Genomic DNA, 19,516 nt, shown 5'->3' on the forward strand with positions numbered 1-19,516 from the left:
GCGCGCGTGAGTGTGCAGTTGTGGCGCGTTGACTCGCGCCCATCCAGCCACGACTGCACACTCGCGTGCAAGAATACCCGTCAGCGGGCGCTGGTGGTCGGAGCCTCCACCGGGCAGCAACCACGCGAGACCGTTCGCGAGTCGATCTGCACGCTGCCGCGCTCCACGCCGCGCAGGGCCGGCGCCGCCAGACACGCGGCGACCGACCGAACTAGTGGCTCTGCATCTGTCGGCGCAGGAGGTCGATGCGCGCCTGCAGCTGTGCAACCGTCGCCTGCCCCACGGCTGGCCCCCCGCACACGCGCCGCAGTTCGGCGTGGATGTGCCCGTGGGGCTGCCCGGTGAGCTTCGCGCGCAGGCCCACGAGGCTGTTCAGCAGGCTGCGCTGCTCTTTCAGCGACCGGTACAGCGGCTCGGGCGCGGGCGCCGTCGGCGGCCGTTCCGCGACCCGTCGCGCCTGCCTGGCCTGGCGGTGGCGCAAGAGTTCGTGCACCTCGTCCGGTTCGAGGATTCCCGGCAACCCGAGGAAGTCGAGCTCCTCGAGGCTGCCGACCTCCGCCTGCTGCCCGAACTCGGCGCCCTCGTACACGACTTTGTCGAACGTGACGGTCGAATCGAGCGCCGCGAAGGTGTACTCGGCGAGCAGGTCCTCGCTCGCCTTCTCTTCCCGGTTGGCGTCGTCGACGAGCGAGTCGTCGAGCAGCTCACCGTCGCCAGCTCCTTCGCGATCGAGCGCGTGGTCGCGCTCACGCTCGAGCTCGTTCGCCAGCCGCAGGATGGGCTTCACGCTCGGAATGAAGATGCTCGCCGTCTCGCCGCGCCGCCGGGCGCGCACGAAGCGCCCGATCGCCTGCGCGAAGAACAGCGGCGTGGATGCACTGGTCGCGTACACGCCCACGCACAGTCGCGGAACGTCCACGCCCTCCGACACCATCCTGACCGCGACGAGCCACCGCGAGTCGCCTCGGCTAAAGGTCTCGATGCGGTCGGATGCGCCCGCCTCGTCGCTGAGGACGACCGTGGGCGGCGCCCCCGTGATCTGGTGCAGAAGAGCCGCATAGGCGCGCGCCGTCGTCTGGTCGGTGGCGATGACGAGGCCGCCGGCGTCGGGCACGTGGTGGCGCACCTCGGTGAGGCGCCGATCCGCTGCCTCAAGCACCCCGCGCATCCACTGCCCCTCGGGGTCGAGCGCGGTGCGCCAGGCCTGTGAGGTGACGTCGGCGGTGTCGTCTTGGCCGAGCACCGCCTCCATCTCGTCACCCGTGGTGGTGCGCCAGCGCATGCGGCCCGCGTAGCTCATAAACAGGACGGGGCGAACGACCCCGTCGCGCAGCGCCCGACCGTAGCCGTAGCTGTAGTCGGTCGCCGACATGCGGATGCCCTCGTCGTTCGGCTCGTACCGGACGAACGGGATAGGCGCGGTGTCGCTTCGGAAGGGCGTGCCGGTGAGCGACAGCCGGCGGGTGGCGCCCGAGTACGCGTCGCGGATCGCCTCGCCCCAACTGAGCGCATCACCGCCGTGGTGCACCTCGTCGAGAATCACGAGGGTGCGCACCTGGTCGGTGAGGATCTGGTGCAGGTAGGGCTTAGCGGCGACCTGCGCGTAGGTGACGGCGACGCCGTGAAAGGCGCGAGCGATCGCCCCCGACGAGTTGCTGAACGCGGGGTCGAGGCGAATGCCGACCCGGTGCGCCGCGTCGGCCCACTGCTTCTTCAAGTGCTCGGTCGGTGCGACGACCATGACGCGGTCGACGGTGCGGCGTGCCAGCAGTTCGGTGGCCAGCCGCAGCGCGAAGGTTGTCTTCCCGGCGCCAGGTGTTGCCGCCGCCAGAAAGTCGCGCGGTTCTGTCTCGAAGTAGCGGTCGAGGGCCTCCGCTTGCCACGCTCGCAGCCTGCCGGCGGTGCCACGCGCGGCGCGTTCAGGGTAGGACGGTGAGAGGTGCTCTGCCGCGAAGGTGCCGACGTGTGGGGCGGCGCGGAAGGAGGCTGTCACGGTGACAGAACCCTAGTCGAGCGAGCCGACATCCCGACTCGACCGGGCCGAGCGACGCCGGCCCTCCGCTCGCAAAAGGCTTGCCCGCTGGATCGCCGCCGAGCCGAAGCGGGCGGTGAGCGCATCCATCGTTTCTTCGGTCTCTCGCCAGCCCTCGTCGTCGTCCCACAGGCCACGCTCGACCGCGCCGGTCGGCAACAGGTTCTCTGCTCGCACCCCCAGCAACCGAATTCCCCGCCCATCCGCACCCGCGGCGCGAAAGAGCGCACGCGCTTCGGCGGCGATTCTTTGCGCAACATCGGTCGGCTCCGGGAGAGTCTGAGACCGGGTCAGGGTCGTGAAATCGCCAAAGCGCACCTTGACCGCCACGGTGCGCGCCACCCATCCGCCGGATCGCAGCCGCTTGGCCACCGCGTCAGACAGCCGCAGCAGCTCGCGATCGATGTGCGAGAGGTCGCTAAGGTCGCGTTCGTACGTCGACTCGTGACCGATCGACTTCTCGGCGCGTTCGGGCGTGACGCTGCGGGGGTCACGCGCCCACGCGAGGGCGTGCAGCTTCGCCGCGCCCGCCTCCCCCACGGCGCGACGCAGCGCGTCGACCGGCGTCTCAGCAACATCGCCCACGGTGCGCAGGCCGAGCCGCGCAAGCTTCTCCTCCGTCGCCCGGCCCACGCCCCACAAGGCACTAATCGGCAGAGGGTGCAGAAACGCCAGTGTGTCGTCGTGCGGCACGACGAGCAGCCCGTCGGGTTTGGCGCGAGACGACGCGAGTTTTGCCACGAACTTCGTCGACGCCGCGCCGACGGAGGCGACGAGGCCGGTCTCCCTGTGGATGCGCTCGCGCAGCATGCGTCCGATGTGCCAGGGCGGGCCGAATAACGCTCGCGCCCCGCCGACGTCGAGAAACGCCTCGTCAATGCTCAAGGGTTCGACGAGCGGCGTCACGTCGCCGAGGATCGCCATCACCTGCCTCGACGCCCCCTGATACCGGTCGTAGTGCGGTTCAAGCACCACCGCGTGGGGGCAGCGGCGCAGAGCCACGGCCATCGGCATGGCCGAGTTCACCCCGTACGCCCGCGCCTCGTAGGTCGCCGCGGTCACGACGGAGCGCTGTCCGCGATGGCCGACGATGACCGGCTGACCGCGCAACTCCGGTCGGGATAGCAACTCAACGGACGCAAAAAATGCGTCCATATCGACGTGCAGGATGCGCGCGGTCGCGTCATCGGTCGGCGTGTCGGTGACCTGCCGCCCCGATCCGTCCTGCTTGCTCACCCCGTGATCCTCTCAGCAGCCGCTGACAGTGCCGACCGCCGCCGCCGCGACGCGCCGCATCCGCTTCCCGCTCGCAAGACGCGCGTCGCTCTGCCACCCTGGGGAGCATGTCTCAGCAACACCCCTGGTCGCGCTACGTCGCGATCGGCGACTCGTTCACCGAGGGCATCGGCGACCGTGAACCGCGCAGCCCCGGCGGCCACCGCGGGTGGGCCGACCGCGTCGCCGAGGTCCTGGCCGATCAGACCACCGACTTCGCCTACGCAAACCTGGCGATCCGCGGCCGTCTGCTCCAGCAGATCGCCGATGAGCAGATCGAGCCAGCTCTCGAACTGCGCCCCGACCTCATCAGCATCTCGGGCGGGGGCAACGACATCCTCCGACCCGGAACCGACCCCGACGAGGTGGCCAGCCGCTTCGAGGACGCCGTCGTGCGCTTGCGGCGTGATGGCGCGACGGTCGTGATGTTCAACGGCCCCGACATCGGCATGACACCGGTGATGCGTCGGATTCGCGGCAAGGTCGCCATCTACAACGAGAATCTGCGAGCCGTGGCCGCGAAGCACGATGCGATCGTCGTCGACATGTGGGCACTTCGTCAGTTGCGTGACCCGCAGATGTGGGACCGTGACCGCCTGCATTTCTCTCCCCTCGGGCACCACACCATCGCCATCGCGATGCTCGAGGCTCTCGGCATTGATCACGGCCTCGAACCTCGGCACCCCGAGCCGCTGCCGAAGCAGAGCTGGCGGAAGGCCAGGGTGGACGACATCGGATGGGCACGGGAGTACCTCGTGCCGTGGGTGGTGCGGCGCATTCGCCACCAGTCGTCGGGCGATCTCATTCAGGCCAAGCGCCGCACCCTCGCACACCCGCGTGGGCACAAACGCGAGGGCTGAATCGGGTCAGGCCGAGTCGCGCCAAACGACCTCGGTCGGCAACAACACGACGCCGCTGCGGCGCTCGCCGGTACGGATCTCGTCGAGCACGAGTTCTGCCGCTCGAGCGCCGAGGCGGTCGGCCGGCTGACGGACCGTCGACAGGGCTGGTTGACACCGCAGCGCCCAGGCGCTGTCGTCAAACCCCACTACCCCCACGTCGTCAGGGATGCGCCGCCCGTCGGCGCGCAGCACGTCGACGGCGCCCGCCGCGATCGCGTCAGACGCCGCAAAAACGCCGTTGATGTCGGGGGCGCGGTCCAGGAGTGCGCGCATCCCCTCCTGGCCCGCGTGGAAGGAGTACAGCGGCACGTCGACGACGAGGGTCGCGTCGAAGCGGTCACCGAGCGCGTCGCGGAACCCGGCGAGGCGGTCGCGACCGGAGTCACGGTCGAGAGCCGCCGCGATCATCCCGATGCGGCGGCGCCCGGTCGCAACGAGCCGTTCCGTGATTTGGCGCGCGGACGTGCGGTTGTCGATGCTCACCGAGGGCAACTCGGGTGCGGTGTCGGGGCGGCCGACCAACACGGTGGGAATGCGCAGTCGCTGCAGGGCGTCCGCGATCGGATCGTCTTCGCGTGCCGAGACGACGATGGCGCCGTCGACGAAGCCTCCGCCGAGGTACGAGACGACTCGCTCAGTGTCGCGGTCTGTGTCGATGATGAGGGAGACGAGTTGGTAGTCGGCCTCGCTGAGGGCCGCGTTCGTACCGAGCAAAATCGCGCCAATGTTCGGGTCTTCGACGAACACGGAGTGTGGCTCGTGCACGATGAGCGCGACCGCACCGGAGCTCTGCGTGGCGAGGTTGCGTGCCGCCGTGTTGCGCACATACCCGACCTTCTCGATGGCGGCCTCGATGGCCTCACGCGCGCTCTGTGAGACGTACGGCTCCCCGTTCAGCACGCGCGACACGGTGCCGCGGGAAACCCCTGCTTCTGCCGCGACATCGAAGATCGTCGCGCGCTTAGGGCGTGTTCTCGGCTCGGCCACGGGGCCAGTGTATCCACGGCCGCGACACGCCGATGGGCGCAGGGGGTGTTGACACGGGCGCGCGGCCTTTCTATTCTGTGAGCGCTCACAGATCCTTCGGGGTCTTTTTCTTGACACTGTTCTGTGCACGTTCACAGAATGGACGAGAACGAGGCCCGAGATCGGAGCAACACCGTCGTTGATCGTTCCGAGAGGATCGCTGTGAGCATCACCCCCGTCACCCGCACCGCACCCGAACTGGTGCGCGGCTTCCCCGCGGGTCACGTGCTGCTCGGGTGCGACTACAACCCCGAACAGTGGGATGCGAGCGTCTGGCGCGATGACGTGGCACTGATGCGCGAACTCGGCGTCGACCTTGTCGCCATCAACATCTTCGGCTGGGCCCAGCTCGAGAAGCAGCCCGGCGAGTACGACTTCACGGCGCTCGACGAGGTCATCGGTCTGCTCCACGAGGCAGGCATCCGTCTGAACCTCGGAACGGGGACGTCGTCGGCCCCACCGTGGCTCTCGCGCATCGAGCCGTCGATTCTCCCCGTCGATGCCGACGGCGTGACCGCGTGGCCCGGCGGCCGTCAGGCGTGGTGCCCGAGCTCGCCGGTGTTTCGCGAGCACGCGCTCGCGCTGGTCGACCGTGTCGCCGAACGATACGGCGAACACCCCGCCCTTGCCCTGTGGCACGTGTCCAACGAGCTGGGCTGCCACAACGCGCACTGCTACTGCGACACGTCGGCCCACGCCTTCCGTCGCTGGCTTGAGGCCCGTTACGGCACCATCGACGCACTCAACCACGCGTGGGGCACCGCTTTCTGGAGCCAGCGCTACAGCCAGTGGGGCGACATCCTGCCGCCGCGACGCACGCGCTCTGCCGGCAACCCCGCGCACGCCCTCGATTTCCGCCGCTTCAGCTCCGACGCCCTCCTCGACTACTACCGGGCCGAGCGCTCGGTCATCGAACAGCACTCATCGGCTCCCGTCACGACGAACCTGATGGTGACCGCGCACATCCAGACGCAGGACTACTGGGGCTGGACGGACGACCTCGACCTCATCGCCAACGATCACTATCTCGATCACCGGCTCTCCGACCCGATCGCCGAGCTCGCCTTTAGCGCGGACCTCACGCGAGGGCTGGCCGGCGGTGACCCGTGGATGCTCATGGAATCGTCCACGAGCGCCGTCAGCTGGCAACCGGTCAACCACACGAAATCGGCCACCGAGCTACAGCTCACAGCCCTCACCCACGTCGCCCGCGGAGCCGACAGCATCTGCTTCTTCCAGTGGCGACAGTCACAACGCGGCGCCGAAAAGTTCCACTCGGCACTGCTGCCCCACGGCGGCACCGACTCCGACGGCTGGCGCTCGTCGGTCGCGCTCTCCGGCATGCTCGACCGCCTGGACGAGGTCGTCGGTAGCCGTGTCGAGGCGCGCGTGGCGATGGTGTTCGGCTGGCAGCAGTGGTGGGCGGCGGAAGGGGACTCTCACCCCACCTCGCTGCTTCGCTACCTCGACGAGGCACACCGCTACGCCCGCGTGTTGCGGGCCCTCGGCGTCACGGTCGACATGGTGCGGCCCGGGGACGACCTCAGCGACTACGCACTCGCCGTCATACCCACCTTCTACGCTCCGAGCGATGCGGATGTGCACGCCATCCGCTCCGCGGTCGACGCGGGAACGAGCATCCTCGTCACCCCGTTCAGCGGCATCGCCGACGAAACCGATGCCATCCGGCTGGGGGGCTACCCGGGGGCGTTTCGTGAGTTGCTCGGCATCACCATCGACGAGATGCGCCCCCTGGCAGCTGACAGCGCCGTGCGTCTCGAGAGCGGAGCCGAAGGCAGCATCTGGACCGACAGCATCCGTCTTGCCGGAGCTCACGCTCACGACACCTTCGCATCCGGAGACGTCGCCGGCACCCCGGCCATCACGCGTCACGCTCACGGCTCCGCCACCGCGTGGTACGTCGGCACGGTGCTCGCTGAGGAATCTCTCGCCCGCCTCCTGTCCGAGGTGTGCGAGTCTGCCTCGGTCCCTGTCGCCGAGGTCGGCCCCGACGCAGACCTGGTGGTGCGTCGGGGCCCTCACCACCGCTACACGTTCGTCATCAACCACGGCGGCGAGACGATCGCGAGTCCCGTCGCCGGCATCGACCTGCTCAGCGCAGACAGAATCGCAGTGGGGCACCGGGTCAGCGCCGGTCAGGCAATCGTCGTGCGTACCCCCCTCACCGACGAGGAGGCGAAGGAGAACCGATGAGTACCGACACTCCCACGAGAGGAAAGCCGAAATCACGCGCGGTGCGCCACCGCGGCGCGCTGCTCGTCTTCCTCGCCCCGTTCGGGGTCTTGTTCACGCTGTTCTACATCGTGCCGATCCTGTACGCAATCTATCAGTCGACGCTCGTCGTCGAGCGCGACGGCACCTTCGGCGCGGCCCGTCAGGTGTTCGGCGGGCTCACCCAATACATCGCGGTGTTCCAGAACGACGCCTTCTGGCAGTCCATCGGCCGCGTCATGCTGTTCGGCATCGTGCAGGTGCCGATCATGCTCGGGCTCGCCCTCTTGCTCGCCCTGTTGCTGGATTCACCGCTCGTGCGCGGCACGAAGTTCTTCCGGCTCGCATTCTTCGCGCCGTACGCCGTTCCCGGCGTCATCGCGGCCATCATGTGGGGCTTCCTGTACTCCCCCAACCTGTCGCCGTTCACCGACGTCACCCGAGCAATTCCGTTCCTCTCGGGCGAACTCGTCCTGTGGTCGATCGCGAACGTCGTCACCTGGGTGTACGTCGGCTACAACATGCTGATCATTTACTCGGCGTTGCTGGCGATTCCGCAGGAGATCTACGAAGCTGCCCGGCTCGATGGCGCCGGCCAGGCACGCATCGCCTGGTCGATCAAGATCCCCCTGGTCGTTCCCGCCCTCGTCTTGACCGGCATCTTCTCGATCATCGGCACACTGCAGTTGCTCGCCGAACCGCAGGTGTTCCGCAGCTTCACCTCCACGGTCACGAGCGACTTCACCCCAAATCTGCTCATCTACTCGACGGCATCCGTGCCGAACGTGTCTCTCGCGGCGGCCATGTCGGTCGTGCTCGCCCTGACCACGTTCATCCTCTCGTTCACCGTGCTGAAGCTCACCCAGCGGAGGACCCAAGCATGAGCGCCCAGACCGCTCCCGCCCGCACGAAGGGCCGCAGTTCCGTACAGGAGTCGATCGCCTCGCGCGTGCTCGCCATGGCCGTTATGGCCATCGCCACGCTGTACTTCCTCACGCCGATCTGGTGGTTGTTCGTCGCGTCGACCAAGACCCGTGGACAGTTCACGACGACGGCGCCGCTGTGGTTCGCCGACTTCAACCTCTTCGAGAACATCCAGGCCCTGTTCGACTACCGCAACGCGGTCTTCCTCCGGTGGTTGCTGAACAGCGCGCTCTATGCCGGCCTCGGAGCTGCCCTCGCGACGCTGTTCGCCGCCATGACGGGCTACGCGATCGCCAAGTACACGTTCTGGGGCCGCAACGCCCTGTTCAACGTGATTCTGGGCGGCGTGCTGGTGCCGGCGACTGCCCTCGCGCTGCCGCTGTTCCTGCTCTTCAGCCAGATCGGGGCAACCAACACGTACTGGGCCGTCTTCCTGCCGAGCCTCGTCAGCCCGTTCGGCGTCTACCTGTCCCGCATTTACGCGGCCGCGAGCGTGCCCGACGAGATCATCGAGGCCGCCCGCATTGACGGCGCGGGCGAGGTCAAGACCTTCTTCACCGTCTCTACCCGCATGCTGGCTCCGGCACTCGTCACGATCTTCCTGTTCCAGTTCGTGGCGATCTGGAACAACTTCTTTCTGCCCCTGATCATGCTGCGCGACGAAGCTCTCTTCCCCGTGACCCTCGGGCTGTACGTCTGGAATACCCAGGTGAGCCAGATCCCCGACATCCGCGCCCTCGTCATCATCGGGTCGCTCTTGTCGATCATCCCCCTCATCATCACGTTCCTCGGGCTGCAGCGTTTCTGGCAGTCCGGGCTGGCGAACGGCGGGCTCAAGTGAGCCCGACAGCCGGCGAACCCGCGGCGGGCCCCCTGCGCCCGACCCGCACCCCCACCACCAAGAGAAAGGAAACCCGCATGGCGATCTCCCGCATCGCGCGCACCGGGGCCATCGTGGCCGCGGCAACGCTCGCGCTCACCGCCTGCTCGACCGGCACCGGAGGCGATGGCGCCTCCGGTGACTGCGCTCCGAGCGACGGACCCGTCACCCTCACCTTCACCAGCTGGCTGCCCGGCGTCGAAGAAGCCGTGGCCATCTGGAACGAAGAGAACCCCGACATTCAGGTCAACGTGCAGACCGGCCCGAACGGCCTGGGCGGCACGTACCAGAACTTCTTCAACCAGCTCGCCGCCGGCAACGCGCCCGACCTCGGCCAGATCGAATACGACGCGATGCCGAACTTCCGCGTACAGGACGGCCTCGAGAACATCGCGGCCTGTGAGGGAATCCTCGACGCGCGGAGCCAGTTCGTCGACTGGACCTGGAGCCAGGTCACCTTCGGGGAAGAGAACGCGGTCTACGCGATCCCGCAGGACACCGGCCCGATGGCCATGTTCTACCGCGCCGACCTGTTCGAAGAGGCCGGTATCGACGTCCCCACCACGTGGGACGAGTACCGTGCCGCGGCTGAAGCGATCCGTGAGGAGGGTGGCTACATCACCAACTTCTCGCAGAGCGACATCAACCAGTTCGCCGGCTTCGTCTGGCAGACCGGCGGCCAGTGGTTCTCGAACAGTGGCGACGAGTGGCAGGTCAACCTCACGGGCGACGAGTCGCTCATGGTTGCCGAGTACTGGCAGGGCCTGCTCGCCGACGACCTCGTCTCGGCGAACCCGCCGTGGACCGACGAGTGGAACGCCGCGTTCAACAACTCCGAGGTCTGGACCTGGGTCTCGGCCGTCTGGGGCGCCAACACCATCCTCAGTGGCGCTCCCGATACCGCCGGCAACTGGGCCGTCGCCCCGATGCCGCAGTGGGAGGCTGGCGCGAGCGCTGCCGGTAACTGGGGTGGCTCGACCACTGCGGTTCTGAAGGGCTCTGACCACCCGTACGAGGCGGCTCAGTTCGCTCTGTGGCTGAACACCGACGCTGACGCGCTCACCGCCATGAACCGCACCGCGCAGATCTACCCGGCGACCATCGAGGGTGCGAACCTTCCGGTCTTCACCCAGGGCGTCGAGTTCTACGGCGGTCAGGAGATCTACCAGGTCTTCGCCGAGGCCGGCACCAACGTTGACCCCAACTTCGTGTGGGGCCCGACGATGACGCAGGTCTACAACGACGTGGCTGACGGCTTCTCCGGAGCCATCTCGGGCACCGGTACGCTCATGGACGCACTGACCGCCGGTCAGCAGTCGACCATCGCAGCGCTCCGCGCCGCGAGCATCCCCGTTCAGGAGTAAGCACCATCCCACTCCATCACCTCCGTGCCGCGGGTGTCAGCGTTCTGCTCGACGCCCGCGGCACGGGCGTGCCCCGGCTTCTTCACATCGGCGCCGACCTCGGCGCGCTCGATGACCAGTCCCTCTCAGCCCTCGCCGCGCCCGCCGCGATCCCACCCAGCTCGCCCGACATCCCCGTCGTTCCGTCGCTCGTCGCGAACCGACCCGAGGGGTTTGCCGGCTGGCCGACCGCGGTGCTGCGCCGCGCGACGGCCCCCGCGTCGCGATTCGCCACCCGCTTCGCGACGCGAGAAGTCGCGTCGGATGCCGCCTCGAGCATCCGCGTTGTCGTTGACGCGCGCGATGACCACGGTCTCGTCGCGACGATCGAATGGATGCTCGCCCTCAGCCCCGAGGGCGTCGTCACGATCGCGCTCACCGCGCACGCGGGCGCCGAGCCCGTCGAGCTGACGCGCCTGGCCGCGGCCGTTCCCGTTCCCGCTCGAGCGAGCGAGCTCCTCGACTTCACCGGCCTCTGGGCATACGAGCGGCGCCCTCAGCGCGGAGCAGTCAGAGACGGCCTGATGCTGCGCGAGCAACGCCAGGGTCGCCCCGGCCACGACAGCCCGTTCCTGACGGTGGCGGGCACGCCTGGGTTCGGCTTCCGCCACGGCGAGGTGTGGGCGCTCCACCACGCGTGGAGCGGCGACAACGTCACGGGACTCGAGAGCCTCGCGACCGGCGATCGGCGTCTCATCGCCGCCGAGCTGCTCGAACCGGGCGAGCTGATCCTCGCCCCCAGCGAGACGTACACCGCCCCAGACACCGTCGTGACGTATTCACGCGCGGGGCTCGACGGGCTGAGCGACCGCTTCCACCCGTTCGTGCGGCGCCTCACTCCCCGGGCGTCGCGCCCGCTCGTGCTGAACACGTGGGAGGCCGTGTACTTCGAGCAGTCGCTCGAGCGACTGACGCCCCTCGTCGAGGCGGCGGCAGAGGTCGGTGTTGAGCGCTTTGTGCTCGACGACGGCTGGTTCACCGGCCGCACCGACGACAAGCGCGCTCTCGGCGACTGGACCGTCGACCGCGGGCGCTGGCCCGACGGCTTGCACCCGCTGATTGCCGAGGTGCAGGCGCGCAGCATGGAGTTCGGCCTCTGGGTCGAACCCGAGATGGTGAGTCCCGACAGCGCGCTCGCCCGTGCCCACCCCGAGTGGGTGCTCGCTGACACGGCAGCCGACAACAGTGGCCAGAGCGTTCCCCCGGGCTGGCGCTGGCAGCACACCCTCGACCTCACGGCCGACGGCGCGGCCGACCACGTGTTTGACGCGCTCGACGCGCTCCTAACCGAGTACCCCATCACCTTTCTCAAGTGGGACCACAACCGCGCACTGCACGCCGCTTCGGCCGCGTCCCAGACCCGCGCCCTCTACGCGCTGCTCGACCGGATGCGCGCCGCCCACCCGCACGTTGCGATCGAGTCGTGCGCCTCCGGGGGTGCCCGCATCGATCTCGGCATCGCCCGCCGCGTGCACCGCTTCTGGACCTCCGACACGAACGACGCCCTCGAGCGGCAGGCCATTCAGCGCTACACGGGGATCCTGATGCCACCGGAGCTGCTCGGCGGCCACGTCGGCTCTGGCCGCGCCCACATCACCGGTCGCACTCACGACCTTTCGCTCAGGCTCATCACGGCCCTGTTCGGGCACGCTGGCATCGAATGGGATCTCACCCGCGCCTCCGACGCCGAGCGCGAGCAGCTCGCGGCGTGGGCGGCGCTCTACCGCGAGCTGCGTCCGCTGCTGCACGGCGGCCGCACCGTTCGCAGCGACGAGGCGGGCGGCGACCGACTCGTGCACGCGGTCGTCAGCCACGATGCTGACCGCGCCCTCATCGCGCTGGTCCAGCTCACCGCCTCCCCCGTCGCGACGCCCGCGCGCCTACGCGTGCCGGGCCTCGACCCCGATCGCGTTTACCGCCTCGAACCCGTCACGATTGGTGCCCCCGCGCACGCGGTGCAGGACGCCGCTCCGGCGTGGTGGCACGTCGGCTCGATCGACATCACTGGCCGCGCACTCGCCGAGTTCGGGGTTCCCGTGCCCCTGCTCGCGCCCGAGCAGGCGATCCTGCTGCGCGCGACCGCGATTGCCGCCAGCTAAACCTGCAGCGCGTACAGGGCAACGGCCGCCGCAGCGGCCACGTTGAGCGAGTCGACCCCGTGCCCCATGGGGATCGTCACCACTGTGTCGGCCGCGGCCAGCGCTCGCCGCGATAGCCCATCTCCCTCCGAGCCCACGACGACGGCCACCCGCTCGGGTGCCGAGGCCGCGTACTCGCGCAACCCCACGGCGTCGTCGGCGAGCGCGAGGGCGGCGAGCTGGAAGCCGGCGTCCGTGAAGAGGGTGCGTGCCGCATCCCATTCGGGAAGGCGCGTCCACGGCACCTGCAGCACCGTGCCCATCGAAACGCGCACGCTGCGCCGGTACAGCGGATCGGCGGCGTCGGCCGTGACGAACACGGCGTCGGCGCCGAGGCCCGCGACAGAGCGGAAGATCGCGCCGATGTTGGTGTGGTCAACGACGTTTTCGATGACGACGACGCGGCGGGCGTCGCGCAGCAGTGCGCCCGGGTCGGGAAGCGTGGGCCGGTGCATGCTCGCCAGCGCGCCGCGGTGCAGGTGGAACCCGGTCAGCTCCTCCAACAGCGCGGGTGTGCCGACGTAGACGGGCACATCATGCCCCGCGAGCAGCCCCTCGAGCTCGGGTAGCCAGCGCTCGCTCGTGAGCACGCTGCGCGGCCGGTGGCCCGCCGCCAGCGCGCGCCCGATGACGGTCAGGGACTCGGCCAGGTACAGTCCACCCTCGGGCTCGATCGCGCGGCGCAGCGCCACGTCGGTCAGCCGGGCGTAGTCGTCGAGCGCCGGGTCGTCGAGCGTCTCGAACACGCGAATCTGCACCGAATTGCCTCCCTACAGGCCCTCGGAAACATATCGGAAACCGCGAGAGTTTAGTGTGGCGACAGCACCGCGAATCGGAGACCGCCCGTGACGAGCACCGCAGCCCCCGCCCTCGCCTTCGGCGATGAGGCGCTTGCCGAGGTCGCGCGTGCCGCCGAGCTGCTGAAGGGCCGCCGTCTCGCCGTCCTCACCGGTGCGGGCATCAGCACCGATTCGGGCATCCCCGACTACCGGGGCGCCGGCGCTCCCGTGCGCACGCCGATGACCTTCAGCCAGTTCCTCGCCGACGAGCCGTACCGCAAGCGCTACTGGGCGGGCAGCCACCTCGGCTGGTCGCGGTTCGCCGCCTCCCGCCCGAACGCCGGGCATCGGATGCTCGCCGAGCTCGAGCAGGCCGGCCTCGTCACCGGCGTGGTCACCCAGAACGTCGACGGACTCCACGTGCGCGCCGGCTCGCAACGGGTCGTCGACCTGCATGGCTCGATGGATCGCGTCGTCTGCCTGCACTGCGGGCAGGCGTTCTCGCGCGATGCGATCGCCGAGCGCATCCAGCTGCTGAACCCCTGGTTCGACGAGTCCGTCGCGAGTCGCATCAACCCCGATGGCGACGCCGAGGTCGACGACGTGTCGCGCTTCGAGGTGCCCGAGTGCACCGTGTGCGGCGGCACGCTGAAGCCCGACATCGTGTTCTTCGGCGAGTTCGTGCCGCCGATCAAGTTCGAGGAAGCGCGCACGATCGTGGCTCGCGCCGACGCGCTCGTCGTGCTCGGGTCATCCCTCGTCGTCAACTCGGGCATCCGCCTCGTCGGGCTCGCGCAGAAGAAGCGCATCCCGACCGTCATCGTCAACCGTGGGGTCACGAAGGCCGACGCGCGGGCCGCCGTTAAGATCGATGCGGGCACCTCCGAGACGCTCGCCCTCCTCCGCGACGCGCTCCTGCCCTGATCTGAGCCTCGGCCGAAATCCGGTCGGGTACGGAAGGGACCGATGACCGTCTTCGCGCTCGTGCGCCACGGTGAGACCGACTGGAACCGCGCTCGCCGCATCCAGGGCGCCACCGATATTCCACTGAACCACACCGGCCGCGAGCAGGCGGCCGCCGCCGGCCGACTGCTCGCCGGGCGCGCCTGGAGCCGCATCGTCGCCTCGCCGCTGTCGCGTGCATCCGAAACCGCCGAGATCATCGCCCGCGAGGCCGGAATCGGGACGGTCGAGCACGAGCCGGCGTTCGTGGAGCGCAATTACGGCGAGGCCGAGGGCCTCACGGGCACCGAACTCGACGCGCGCTTTCCCGAGGGCACCGATGTTCCTGGCCGCGAAACCCGCGAGGCGGTCGCCGAGCGCGTCATCGACGGCCTGCACCGCCTGGCTGCGGCCCACCCCGGCGAGGCGATCATCGTCGTCGCGCACGGCGGTGTTATTCGTAGCGTGCTCGAGACCGTCGCGCCGGGGCACCACCGCGAGCCGATCACGAACGGCTCGATTCACTCGTTCCAGCACGCCGACGGCGGGCTCGAGCTCGTGCTGTTCGACGACCCGCTCGACGAGCAGTCGATCTTCCCGTACGCCGACGACTACGACGAGCAGAACCCGCTCGCGCACCGCGAGTCGGAGGGCGGGGCAGGCTAGTGGCGCCGTCCGGAGTCGACCGCTTCCGCGCGGCGACCGAGCACCTCGCGCTCGACATTCGTCGTATGCCCGACTCGACGCACACCGCCGCCGACGCGGCCGCGGCCCTCGGAGTCGAGGTGGGTGCGATCGTGAAGTCGCTCGTCTTCGTCGCCGTGCGAGAGGGAGCTGACGGCTCAGACGTTCACGAGCCCGTGCTCGTGCTCGTCCCCGGCGACCGTCGCGCCGATCTCGACCTGCTGGCCGCCGCTCTGGATGCCCACATCGAGAAAGCCGACGCCCGCACCGTCAAGCAGGCGACCGGCTTCTCGATCGGGGGCGTGCCCCCGATTGGCCACCCGCATCCGGTGCCGACACTCATCGACGACTCGTTTGATCGCTTCCCGGTGCTCTGGGCCGCCGCCGGCAGCGCCTACGACAACTTCCCGCTCACGTTCGACCAGCTGGTCGCGTGGTCGCGCGGCCGCGTTGCCTCCGTCGCGTCCTAGCGATCTGCGCGTCCGCCCTGCGCGGCCAGTGCGCGCAGCAGTTCGGCGAGCACTGCGGCACTCGCATCCCAGTCGAAGCGGGCTGCCTCCGCGGGGCCGGCGGCGCTGCGCCGCTCCCACTCCCCTGGCTCAGTGAGTCGACGGACAGCGGCGGCGAGACCGTCGGCGTCGTCGACGCCAAAGTAGAGCGCAGTGTCCCCGCCGATCTCGCGGAAGATCGCAGTGTCGGAAACCACGATCGGCGTGCCGCGTCCCATAGCCTCGACGAGGGGAATACCGAAACCCTCCTCGCGCGAGGCGTGTACGAGTGCGGTCGCCCGGTCGAGCAGCGCCGCGTACTCGGCGTCGTCAACGCCGTCGTGGACGACGAGTGACCCGGCGGGCGCCGCCTGTGTCAGCCGCTCGCGTTCGGCCGCCGGAATGCGGCTCAGCAGGTGCAGGCGCGCCCCCGGCAGGTGGTGCAGCGCGGCGACGAGGGTGTCGACGCCCTTGTAGGGCATAAACGAGCCCATGTACATGAGCTCGATGCCGTCCGGCCGCGTGCGCTCCCGCGCCTCCGGCACACCGGCGGCGTTAGGCACGACCGTGACGGGCCGCTTCGTCAGCCGGTGCCGCGCGATGAGCGCGCGCGTCGTCTCGGAGACCGTCACGACAGCATCCGCCCGATTGAGCAGCAGCCGCTGTGGCCACCACGCCAGGTGATACAGCCGCCAGAGCAGACGCACGGGCGCGGGGAGATCGCGCGGCGGCGTGCGGTGCGTGTAGTAGATGAGGTCGTGCACGGTGAGCACGAGCGGGTACCGGCGCCCCCACGACCCCGTGGTCTGCATGGGGCTGAACACGACGTCCGGCCTCAGGCGGTTCACCTGCCGGGCAACGAAAGGCTCCCGCACGCTCGTGGGGCTCGAGATCACGGCGTGCGGCAGCTCGGGCAGCATCGACAATTGCCGCTCGTCGCTGACGAGAATCACGAGCTCGTCATCGGGTCCGAGTTGCCGGGCGAGCGCGGCGGTCAACGAGGCGGTGAACCGGCTGATGCCATCGTGGCGCTCGAGCCGCGTGTAGCGGCAGTCGACGGCGACCCTCACGCGAGAAACTCCGCGATCGCCTCCGCCGCCTCGGCCGGCTTCTCGTAGTGAATCAGGTGGCCGACGTCCGCGATCTCAACGAGCCGCGCATCCGGAAACAGAGTCACGAGGCGCCGCTGCGCCTCGATCGGAGTGATGTCGTCGAGCGTCGCGGCAACCAACAGCGTGCGCGGGGTCACGCGCTCTGCGTACTCCGACACGTCATGCGACACGGATGCTCTGAACGCCTCCAGCAGCATGTCGCGGTTCGCAAACCCCGAGAAGTACCGGTCGTGTTCGGCGTGAATCCAGCGCCGCAAGTCTTTGTCGCCGGTTTTCGCCATCGACACGCTCATCACGCGGGTCACCACCCTGCTGCGCAATACGGCGAAGCCGGCGCGCTCGGGCAGGGCTGCGCCCAGGCGATAGAAGCCGATGGCGGCGCGCGTCAGAACGCCGCGGGGGCCCGATAGGGCGGGGGCCCCGATGGGGTTGACCAGGATCACCGACGGTGTTGGCATACCCAGGGCAACGGCCGCGCTCACGACGATCGTGCCGAACGAGTGACCGAGCAGCACCGCTTCGCCGGTGAGGCCCTCGGCCGCCACGAGTGCATTGAGCCACGCCGCGTAGCCGTCGATGTCGTGGGGACGATCCGGAAACGGCGTCGATGCTCCAAAGCCCGGCAGATCGGGGGCGAGGATGCGCAGGTGCGGAAGGCGCGCCACCACCGGTTCGAGCCCGTGGTGGTCGCCGCGGAAGCCGTGCACCACGAGCACGGTCGTCGCGGCGTCACTCGGCCCGTATTCGACGAGGCGCGTGCGGCTACCCAGCACCTCAACGACGCGCTCGCGGCGGGGAACAGCGGCGAGCAGCGCGGCGTGCGGTGCAGGGGTGCTCATCGCCGCCCAGTCTAGGTGCGGCGGGCCGTTCAGCTGGGCGAGCGGCGCCGTCTACAGTGGGTAGCGCCCCACCCCGATCGTCGTCTCGAGGAGCGCTGTGAACTTCACCGCACCCATCACCCTTCCCGGGCTCACCCTCGACCCGCAGTGGCACCGCCGCAGCGTCTTCTACGAGGTGATGGTGCGCTCCTTCGTCGACTCGAACGGCGACGGTACGGGCGACCTGGCGGGCCTCATCTCGAAGCTCGACTACCTGCAGTGGCTGGGCGTTGATGCACTGTGGCTTCCCCCGTTCTTCCAGTCACCCCTCCGCGACGGCGGCTACGACGTGAGCGACTACCGCGCGATCCTGCCCGAGTTCGGCACGATCGACGAATTCCGTGAGCTCGTGACGAAAGCCCACGAGCGCAACATGCGCATCGTGATCGACCTCGTCATCAACCACACCTCCGACCAGCATCCCTGGTTTCAGGCGTCGCGCAGCGACCCGGAGGGTCCATACGGGGACTACTACGTGTGGAGCGACACCGACGAGAAGTACGAAGACGTTCGCATCATCTTCGTCGACACGGAGGAGTCGAACTGGGCGTTCGACGCCGAGCGCCGACAGTTCTTCTGGCACCGCTTCTTCTCACACCAGCCCGACCTGAACTTTGAAAACCCGAAGGTGCACGACGAGATCTTTGACGTCGTGCGGTTCTGGGCCGACCTGGGTGTCGACGGGTTCCGTCTCGACGCGATCCCCTACCTCTACGAGTCGGACGGTGGCACGGGCGAGAGCGAACCCGAGACCCACGAGTTCATCAAGAAGCTGCGGCAGATGGTCGACACCGAGTACCCCGGCCGGGTGCTTATCGCCGAGGCAAACCAGTGGCCGCACGAGGTCGTCGAGTTCTTTGGCACCGACGAGGAGCCCGAGTGCCACATGGCGTTCGACTTCCCCGTCATGCCCCGCATCTTCTACGCGCTGCGCAGCCAGCAGGCCACCGAGTTGCAGCGCCAACTCTCCGAGGAGACCAACGCGCCGGAGGGCTCAGCGTGGGGCGTGTTCTTGCGCAACCACGACGAACTCACCCTCGAGATGGTGAGCGAGGAATACCGCCAGGCAATGTACGGCTGGTATGCCTACGACCCGCGCATGCGCGCCAACATCGGTATTCGTCGGCGCCTCGCTCCGCTGCTCGACAACTCACGCGCCGAACTCGAACTCGCGCACGCCCTGCTGTTCAGCCTGAACGGTAGCCCGTTCCTGTACTACGGCGACGAGATCGGCATGGGCGACAACATCTGGTTGCCCGACCGCGACAGCTCGCGTACCCCCATGCAGTGGACGCCCGACCGCAACGCCGGCTTCTCGCACGCCGACCCCGGCAAGCTCTACCTCCCGGTCGTGCAGTCGCTCGTGTTCCACTACAACCAGGTCAACGTCGAAACCCAGCTCGCGCAGCCCCGATCGCTCTTGCACTGGGTGCGCAACGTCATTCACGTGCGCAAGGCGCACCCGGCGTTCGGCCTCGGCACGATCCGCGTGCTCGAGACGAACAACGAGTCGGTGCTCGCGTTCGTGCGCGAGTACGAAGGATCCGGCTCGCCTATGGGCGACCGCCCCGAGCGAGTGCTGTGCGTGTTCTCGTTCGCGCACAACCCCACCTCGGCGACGATCGATCTCGGTTCGCCCGACGCGAATGCCGAGCTGTTCGACCTGTTCGGCGGTGCGAAGTTCCCGACGGTCGACGCCGACGGCACGGTCACGCTGACGCTCGGCACCCAGAGCTTCTTCTGGCTGCACATCGAGCGCCCCATAGCTGGGGCTGCCGGTGTCGGTGTCGGTGTCGGTGTCGGTGGCCAGGCGTAGCCTGC

Annotated in this window: 16 protein-coding genes; 10 read left to right on the top strand and 6 right to left on the bottom strand. The window is 68.8% G+C overall.

Annotation, left to right across the window (positions count from 1 at the left end; all coding sequences use genetic code 11):
- Positions 1 to 211: 211 nt before the first annotated feature.
- Both EV140_RS01600 and EV140_RS01605 read right to left on the bottom strand, forming a co-directional pair.
- Entirely contained in the window at positions 212 to 1,993 is a 1,782-nt protein-coding gene (locus EV140_RS01600; RefSeq protein ID WP_130280398.1) for a DEAD/DEAH box helicase, read from the bottom strand.
- 12 nt (positions 1,994 to 2,005) lie between these two features.
- On the bottom strand, positions 2,006 to 3,268 hold the full coding sequence (locus EV140_RS01605; RefSeq protein WP_130280400.1) for a DNA polymerase IV: 1,263 nt from the start codon (positions 3,266 to 3,268) through the stop codon (positions 2,006 to 2,008).
- A 107-nt stretch (positions 3,269 to 3,375) separates the two neighbouring features.
- Between EV140_RS01605 and EV140_RS01610 the strand changes: the two genes are divergently transcribed.
- Complete coding sequence (locus EV140_RS01610; protein WP_130280402.1) at positions 3,376 to 4,167, top strand: SGNH/GDSL hydrolase family protein; 792 nt, start codon at positions 3,376 to 3,378, stop codon at positions 4,165 to 4,167.
- A 6-nt stretch (positions 4,168 to 4,173) separates the two neighbouring features.
- Here the strand turns inward: EV140_RS01610 and EV140_RS01615 are convergent, their stop codons facing one another.
- A complete protein-coding gene (locus EV140_RS01615) occupies positions 4,174 to 5,196 on the bottom strand; it encodes a LacI family DNA-binding transcriptional regulator (protein WP_130280404.1) in 1,023 nt (340 codons plus the stop codon).
- A 201-nt stretch (positions 5,197 to 5,397) separates the two neighbouring features.
- On the opposite strand from EV140_RS01615, the gene EV140_RS01620 reads away from it, so the two are divergent.
- The 5 genes from EV140_RS01620 to EV140_RS01640 all read left to right on the top strand — a co-directional run bounded on the left by EV140_RS01620 (position 5,398) and on the right by EV140_RS01640 (position 12,773).
- Positions 5,398 to 7,449 carry a beta-galactosidase gene (locus EV140_RS01620; protein WP_198674315.1) on the top strand — a complete coding sequence of 684 codons (2,052 nt, stop codon included), beginning with the start codon at positions 5,398 to 5,400 and terminating at the stop codon, positions 7,447 to 7,449.
- Positions 7,446 to 8,351, top strand: coding sequence for a carbohydrate ABC transporter permease (locus tag EV140_RS01625; RefSeq protein ID WP_130280408.1), 906 nt, complete (start codon positions 7,446 to 7,448; stop codon positions 8,349 to 8,351). The genes EV140_RS01620 and EV140_RS01625 overlap by 4 nt, the downstream gene beginning before the upstream one ends.
- Positions 8,348 to 9,232 (top strand): carbohydrate ABC transporter permease, encoded by an 885-nt coding sequence (locus EV140_RS01630; protein ID WP_130280410.1) that lies wholly within the window; start codon positions 8,348 to 8,350, stop codon positions 9,230 to 9,232. Before EV140_RS01625 ends, EV140_RS01630 begins: the two co-directional genes overlap by 4 nt.
- 77 nt (positions 9,233 to 9,309) lie before the next feature.
- Positions 9,310 to 10,635 (top strand): ABC transporter substrate-binding protein, encoded by a 1,326-nt coding sequence (locus EV140_RS01635; protein ID WP_130280412.1) that lies wholly within the window; start codon positions 9,310 to 9,312, stop codon positions 10,633 to 10,635.
- Between the two features lie 68 nt (positions 10,636 to 10,703).
- Positions 10,704 to 12,773, top strand: coding sequence for an alpha-galactosidase (locus tag EV140_RS01640; RefSeq protein WP_241971244.1), 2,070 nt, complete (start codon positions 10,704 to 10,706; stop codon positions 12,771 to 12,773).
- Here the strand turns inward: EV140_RS01640 and EV140_RS01645 are convergent.
- Positions 12,770 to 13,570, bottom strand: a complete 801-nt coding sequence (locus EV140_RS01645) for a TrmH family RNA methyltransferase (RefSeq protein ID WP_130280416.1) — start codon at positions 13,568 to 13,570, stop codon at positions 12,770 to 12,772. The genes EV140_RS01640 and EV140_RS01645 overlap by 4 nt on opposite strands.
- Positions 13,571 to 13,657: 87 nt before the next feature.
- On the opposite strand from EV140_RS01645, the gene EV140_RS01650 reads away from it, so the two are divergent.
- From EV140_RS01650 to EV140_RS01660, 3 genes are read left to right on the top strand one after another with little or no spacing between them, the layout of a single operon-like run.
- Positions 13,658 to 14,515, top strand: a complete 858-nt coding sequence (locus EV140_RS01650) for a Sir2 family NAD-dependent protein deacetylase (protein WP_130280418.1) — start codon at positions 13,658 to 13,660, stop codon at positions 14,513 to 14,515.
- Positions 14,516 to 14,557: 42 nt separating this feature from the next.
- Positions 14,558 to 15,199 (top strand): histidine phosphatase family protein, encoded by a 642-nt coding sequence (locus tag EV140_RS01655; RefSeq protein WP_130280420.1) that lies wholly within the window; start codon positions 14,558 to 14,560, stop codon positions 15,197 to 15,199.
- Positions 15,199 to 15,687: a YbaK/EbsC family protein gene (locus EV140_RS01660; protein ID WP_241971245.1), complete on the top strand. Its 489-nt coding sequence runs from the start codon at positions 15,199 to 15,201 to the stop codon at positions 15,685 to 15,687. The genes EV140_RS01655 and EV140_RS01660 overlap by 1 nt, the downstream gene beginning before the upstream one ends.
- Here the strand turns inward: EV140_RS01660 and EV140_RS01665 are convergent.
- Both EV140_RS01665 and EV140_RS01670 read right to left on the bottom strand, forming a co-directional pair.
- Positions 15,684 to 16,775 (bottom strand): glycosyltransferase family 4 protein, encoded by a 1,092-nt coding sequence (locus tag EV140_RS01665; protein WP_130280422.1) that lies wholly within the window; start codon positions 16,773 to 16,775, stop codon positions 15,684 to 15,686. The genes EV140_RS01660 and EV140_RS01665 overlap by 4 nt on opposite strands.
- The gene (locus EV140_RS01670) at positions 16,772 to 17,656 is read right to left on the bottom strand and encodes an alpha/beta fold hydrolase (protein ID WP_130280424.1); all 885 of its coding nucleotides are present in this window, start codon (positions 17,654 to 17,656) and stop codon (positions 16,772 to 16,774) included. Before EV140_RS01670 ends, EV140_RS01665 begins: the two co-directional genes overlap by 4 nt.
- 97 nt (positions 17,657 to 17,753) lie before the next feature.
- Between EV140_RS01670 and treS the strand changes: the two genes are divergently transcribed.
- Positions 17,754 to 19,511 carry a maltose alpha-D-glucosyltransferase gene (gene treS, locus EV140_RS01675; RefSeq protein WP_130280426.1) on the top strand — a complete coding sequence of 586 codons (1,758 nt, stop codon included), beginning with the start codon at positions 17,754 to 17,756 and terminating at the stop codon, positions 19,509 to 19,511.
- The last annotated feature ends 5 nt before the right edge of the window (positions 19,512 to 19,516 follow it).

This window comes from Microcella alkaliphila (assembly GCF_004216855.1).
GTDB lineage: Bacteria > Actinomycetota > Actinomycetes > Actinomycetales > Microbacteriaceae > Microcella > Microcella alkaliphila.

Excerpts from the sequence above, each read along its gene's own strand:
- EV140_RS01610 (WP_130280402.1), top strand. The coding sequence starts at position 3,376 with ATGTCTCAGCAACACCCCTGGTCGCGCTACGTCGCGATCGGCGACTCG.
- EV140_RS01625 (WP_130280408.1), top strand. The coding sequence starts at position 7,446 with ATGAGTACCGACACTCCCACGAGAGGAAAGCCGAAATCACGCGCGGTG.
- EV140_RS01630 (WP_130280410.1), top strand. The coding sequence starts at position 8,348 with ATGAGCGCCCAGACCGCTCCCGCCCGCACGAAGGGCCGCAGTTCCGTA.
- EV140_RS01635 (WP_130280412.1), top strand. The coding sequence starts at position 9,310 with ATGGCGATCTCCCGCATCGCGCGCACCGGGGCCATCGTGGCCGCGGCA.
- EV140_RS01655 (WP_130280420.1), top strand. The coding sequence starts at position 14,558 with ATGACCGTCTTCGCGCTCGTGCGCCACGGTGAGACCGACTGGAACCGC.
- EV140_RS01670 (WP_130280424.1), bottom strand. The coding sequence starts at position 17,656 with ATGAGCACCCCTGCACCGCACGCCGCGCTGCTCGCCGCTGTTCCCCGC.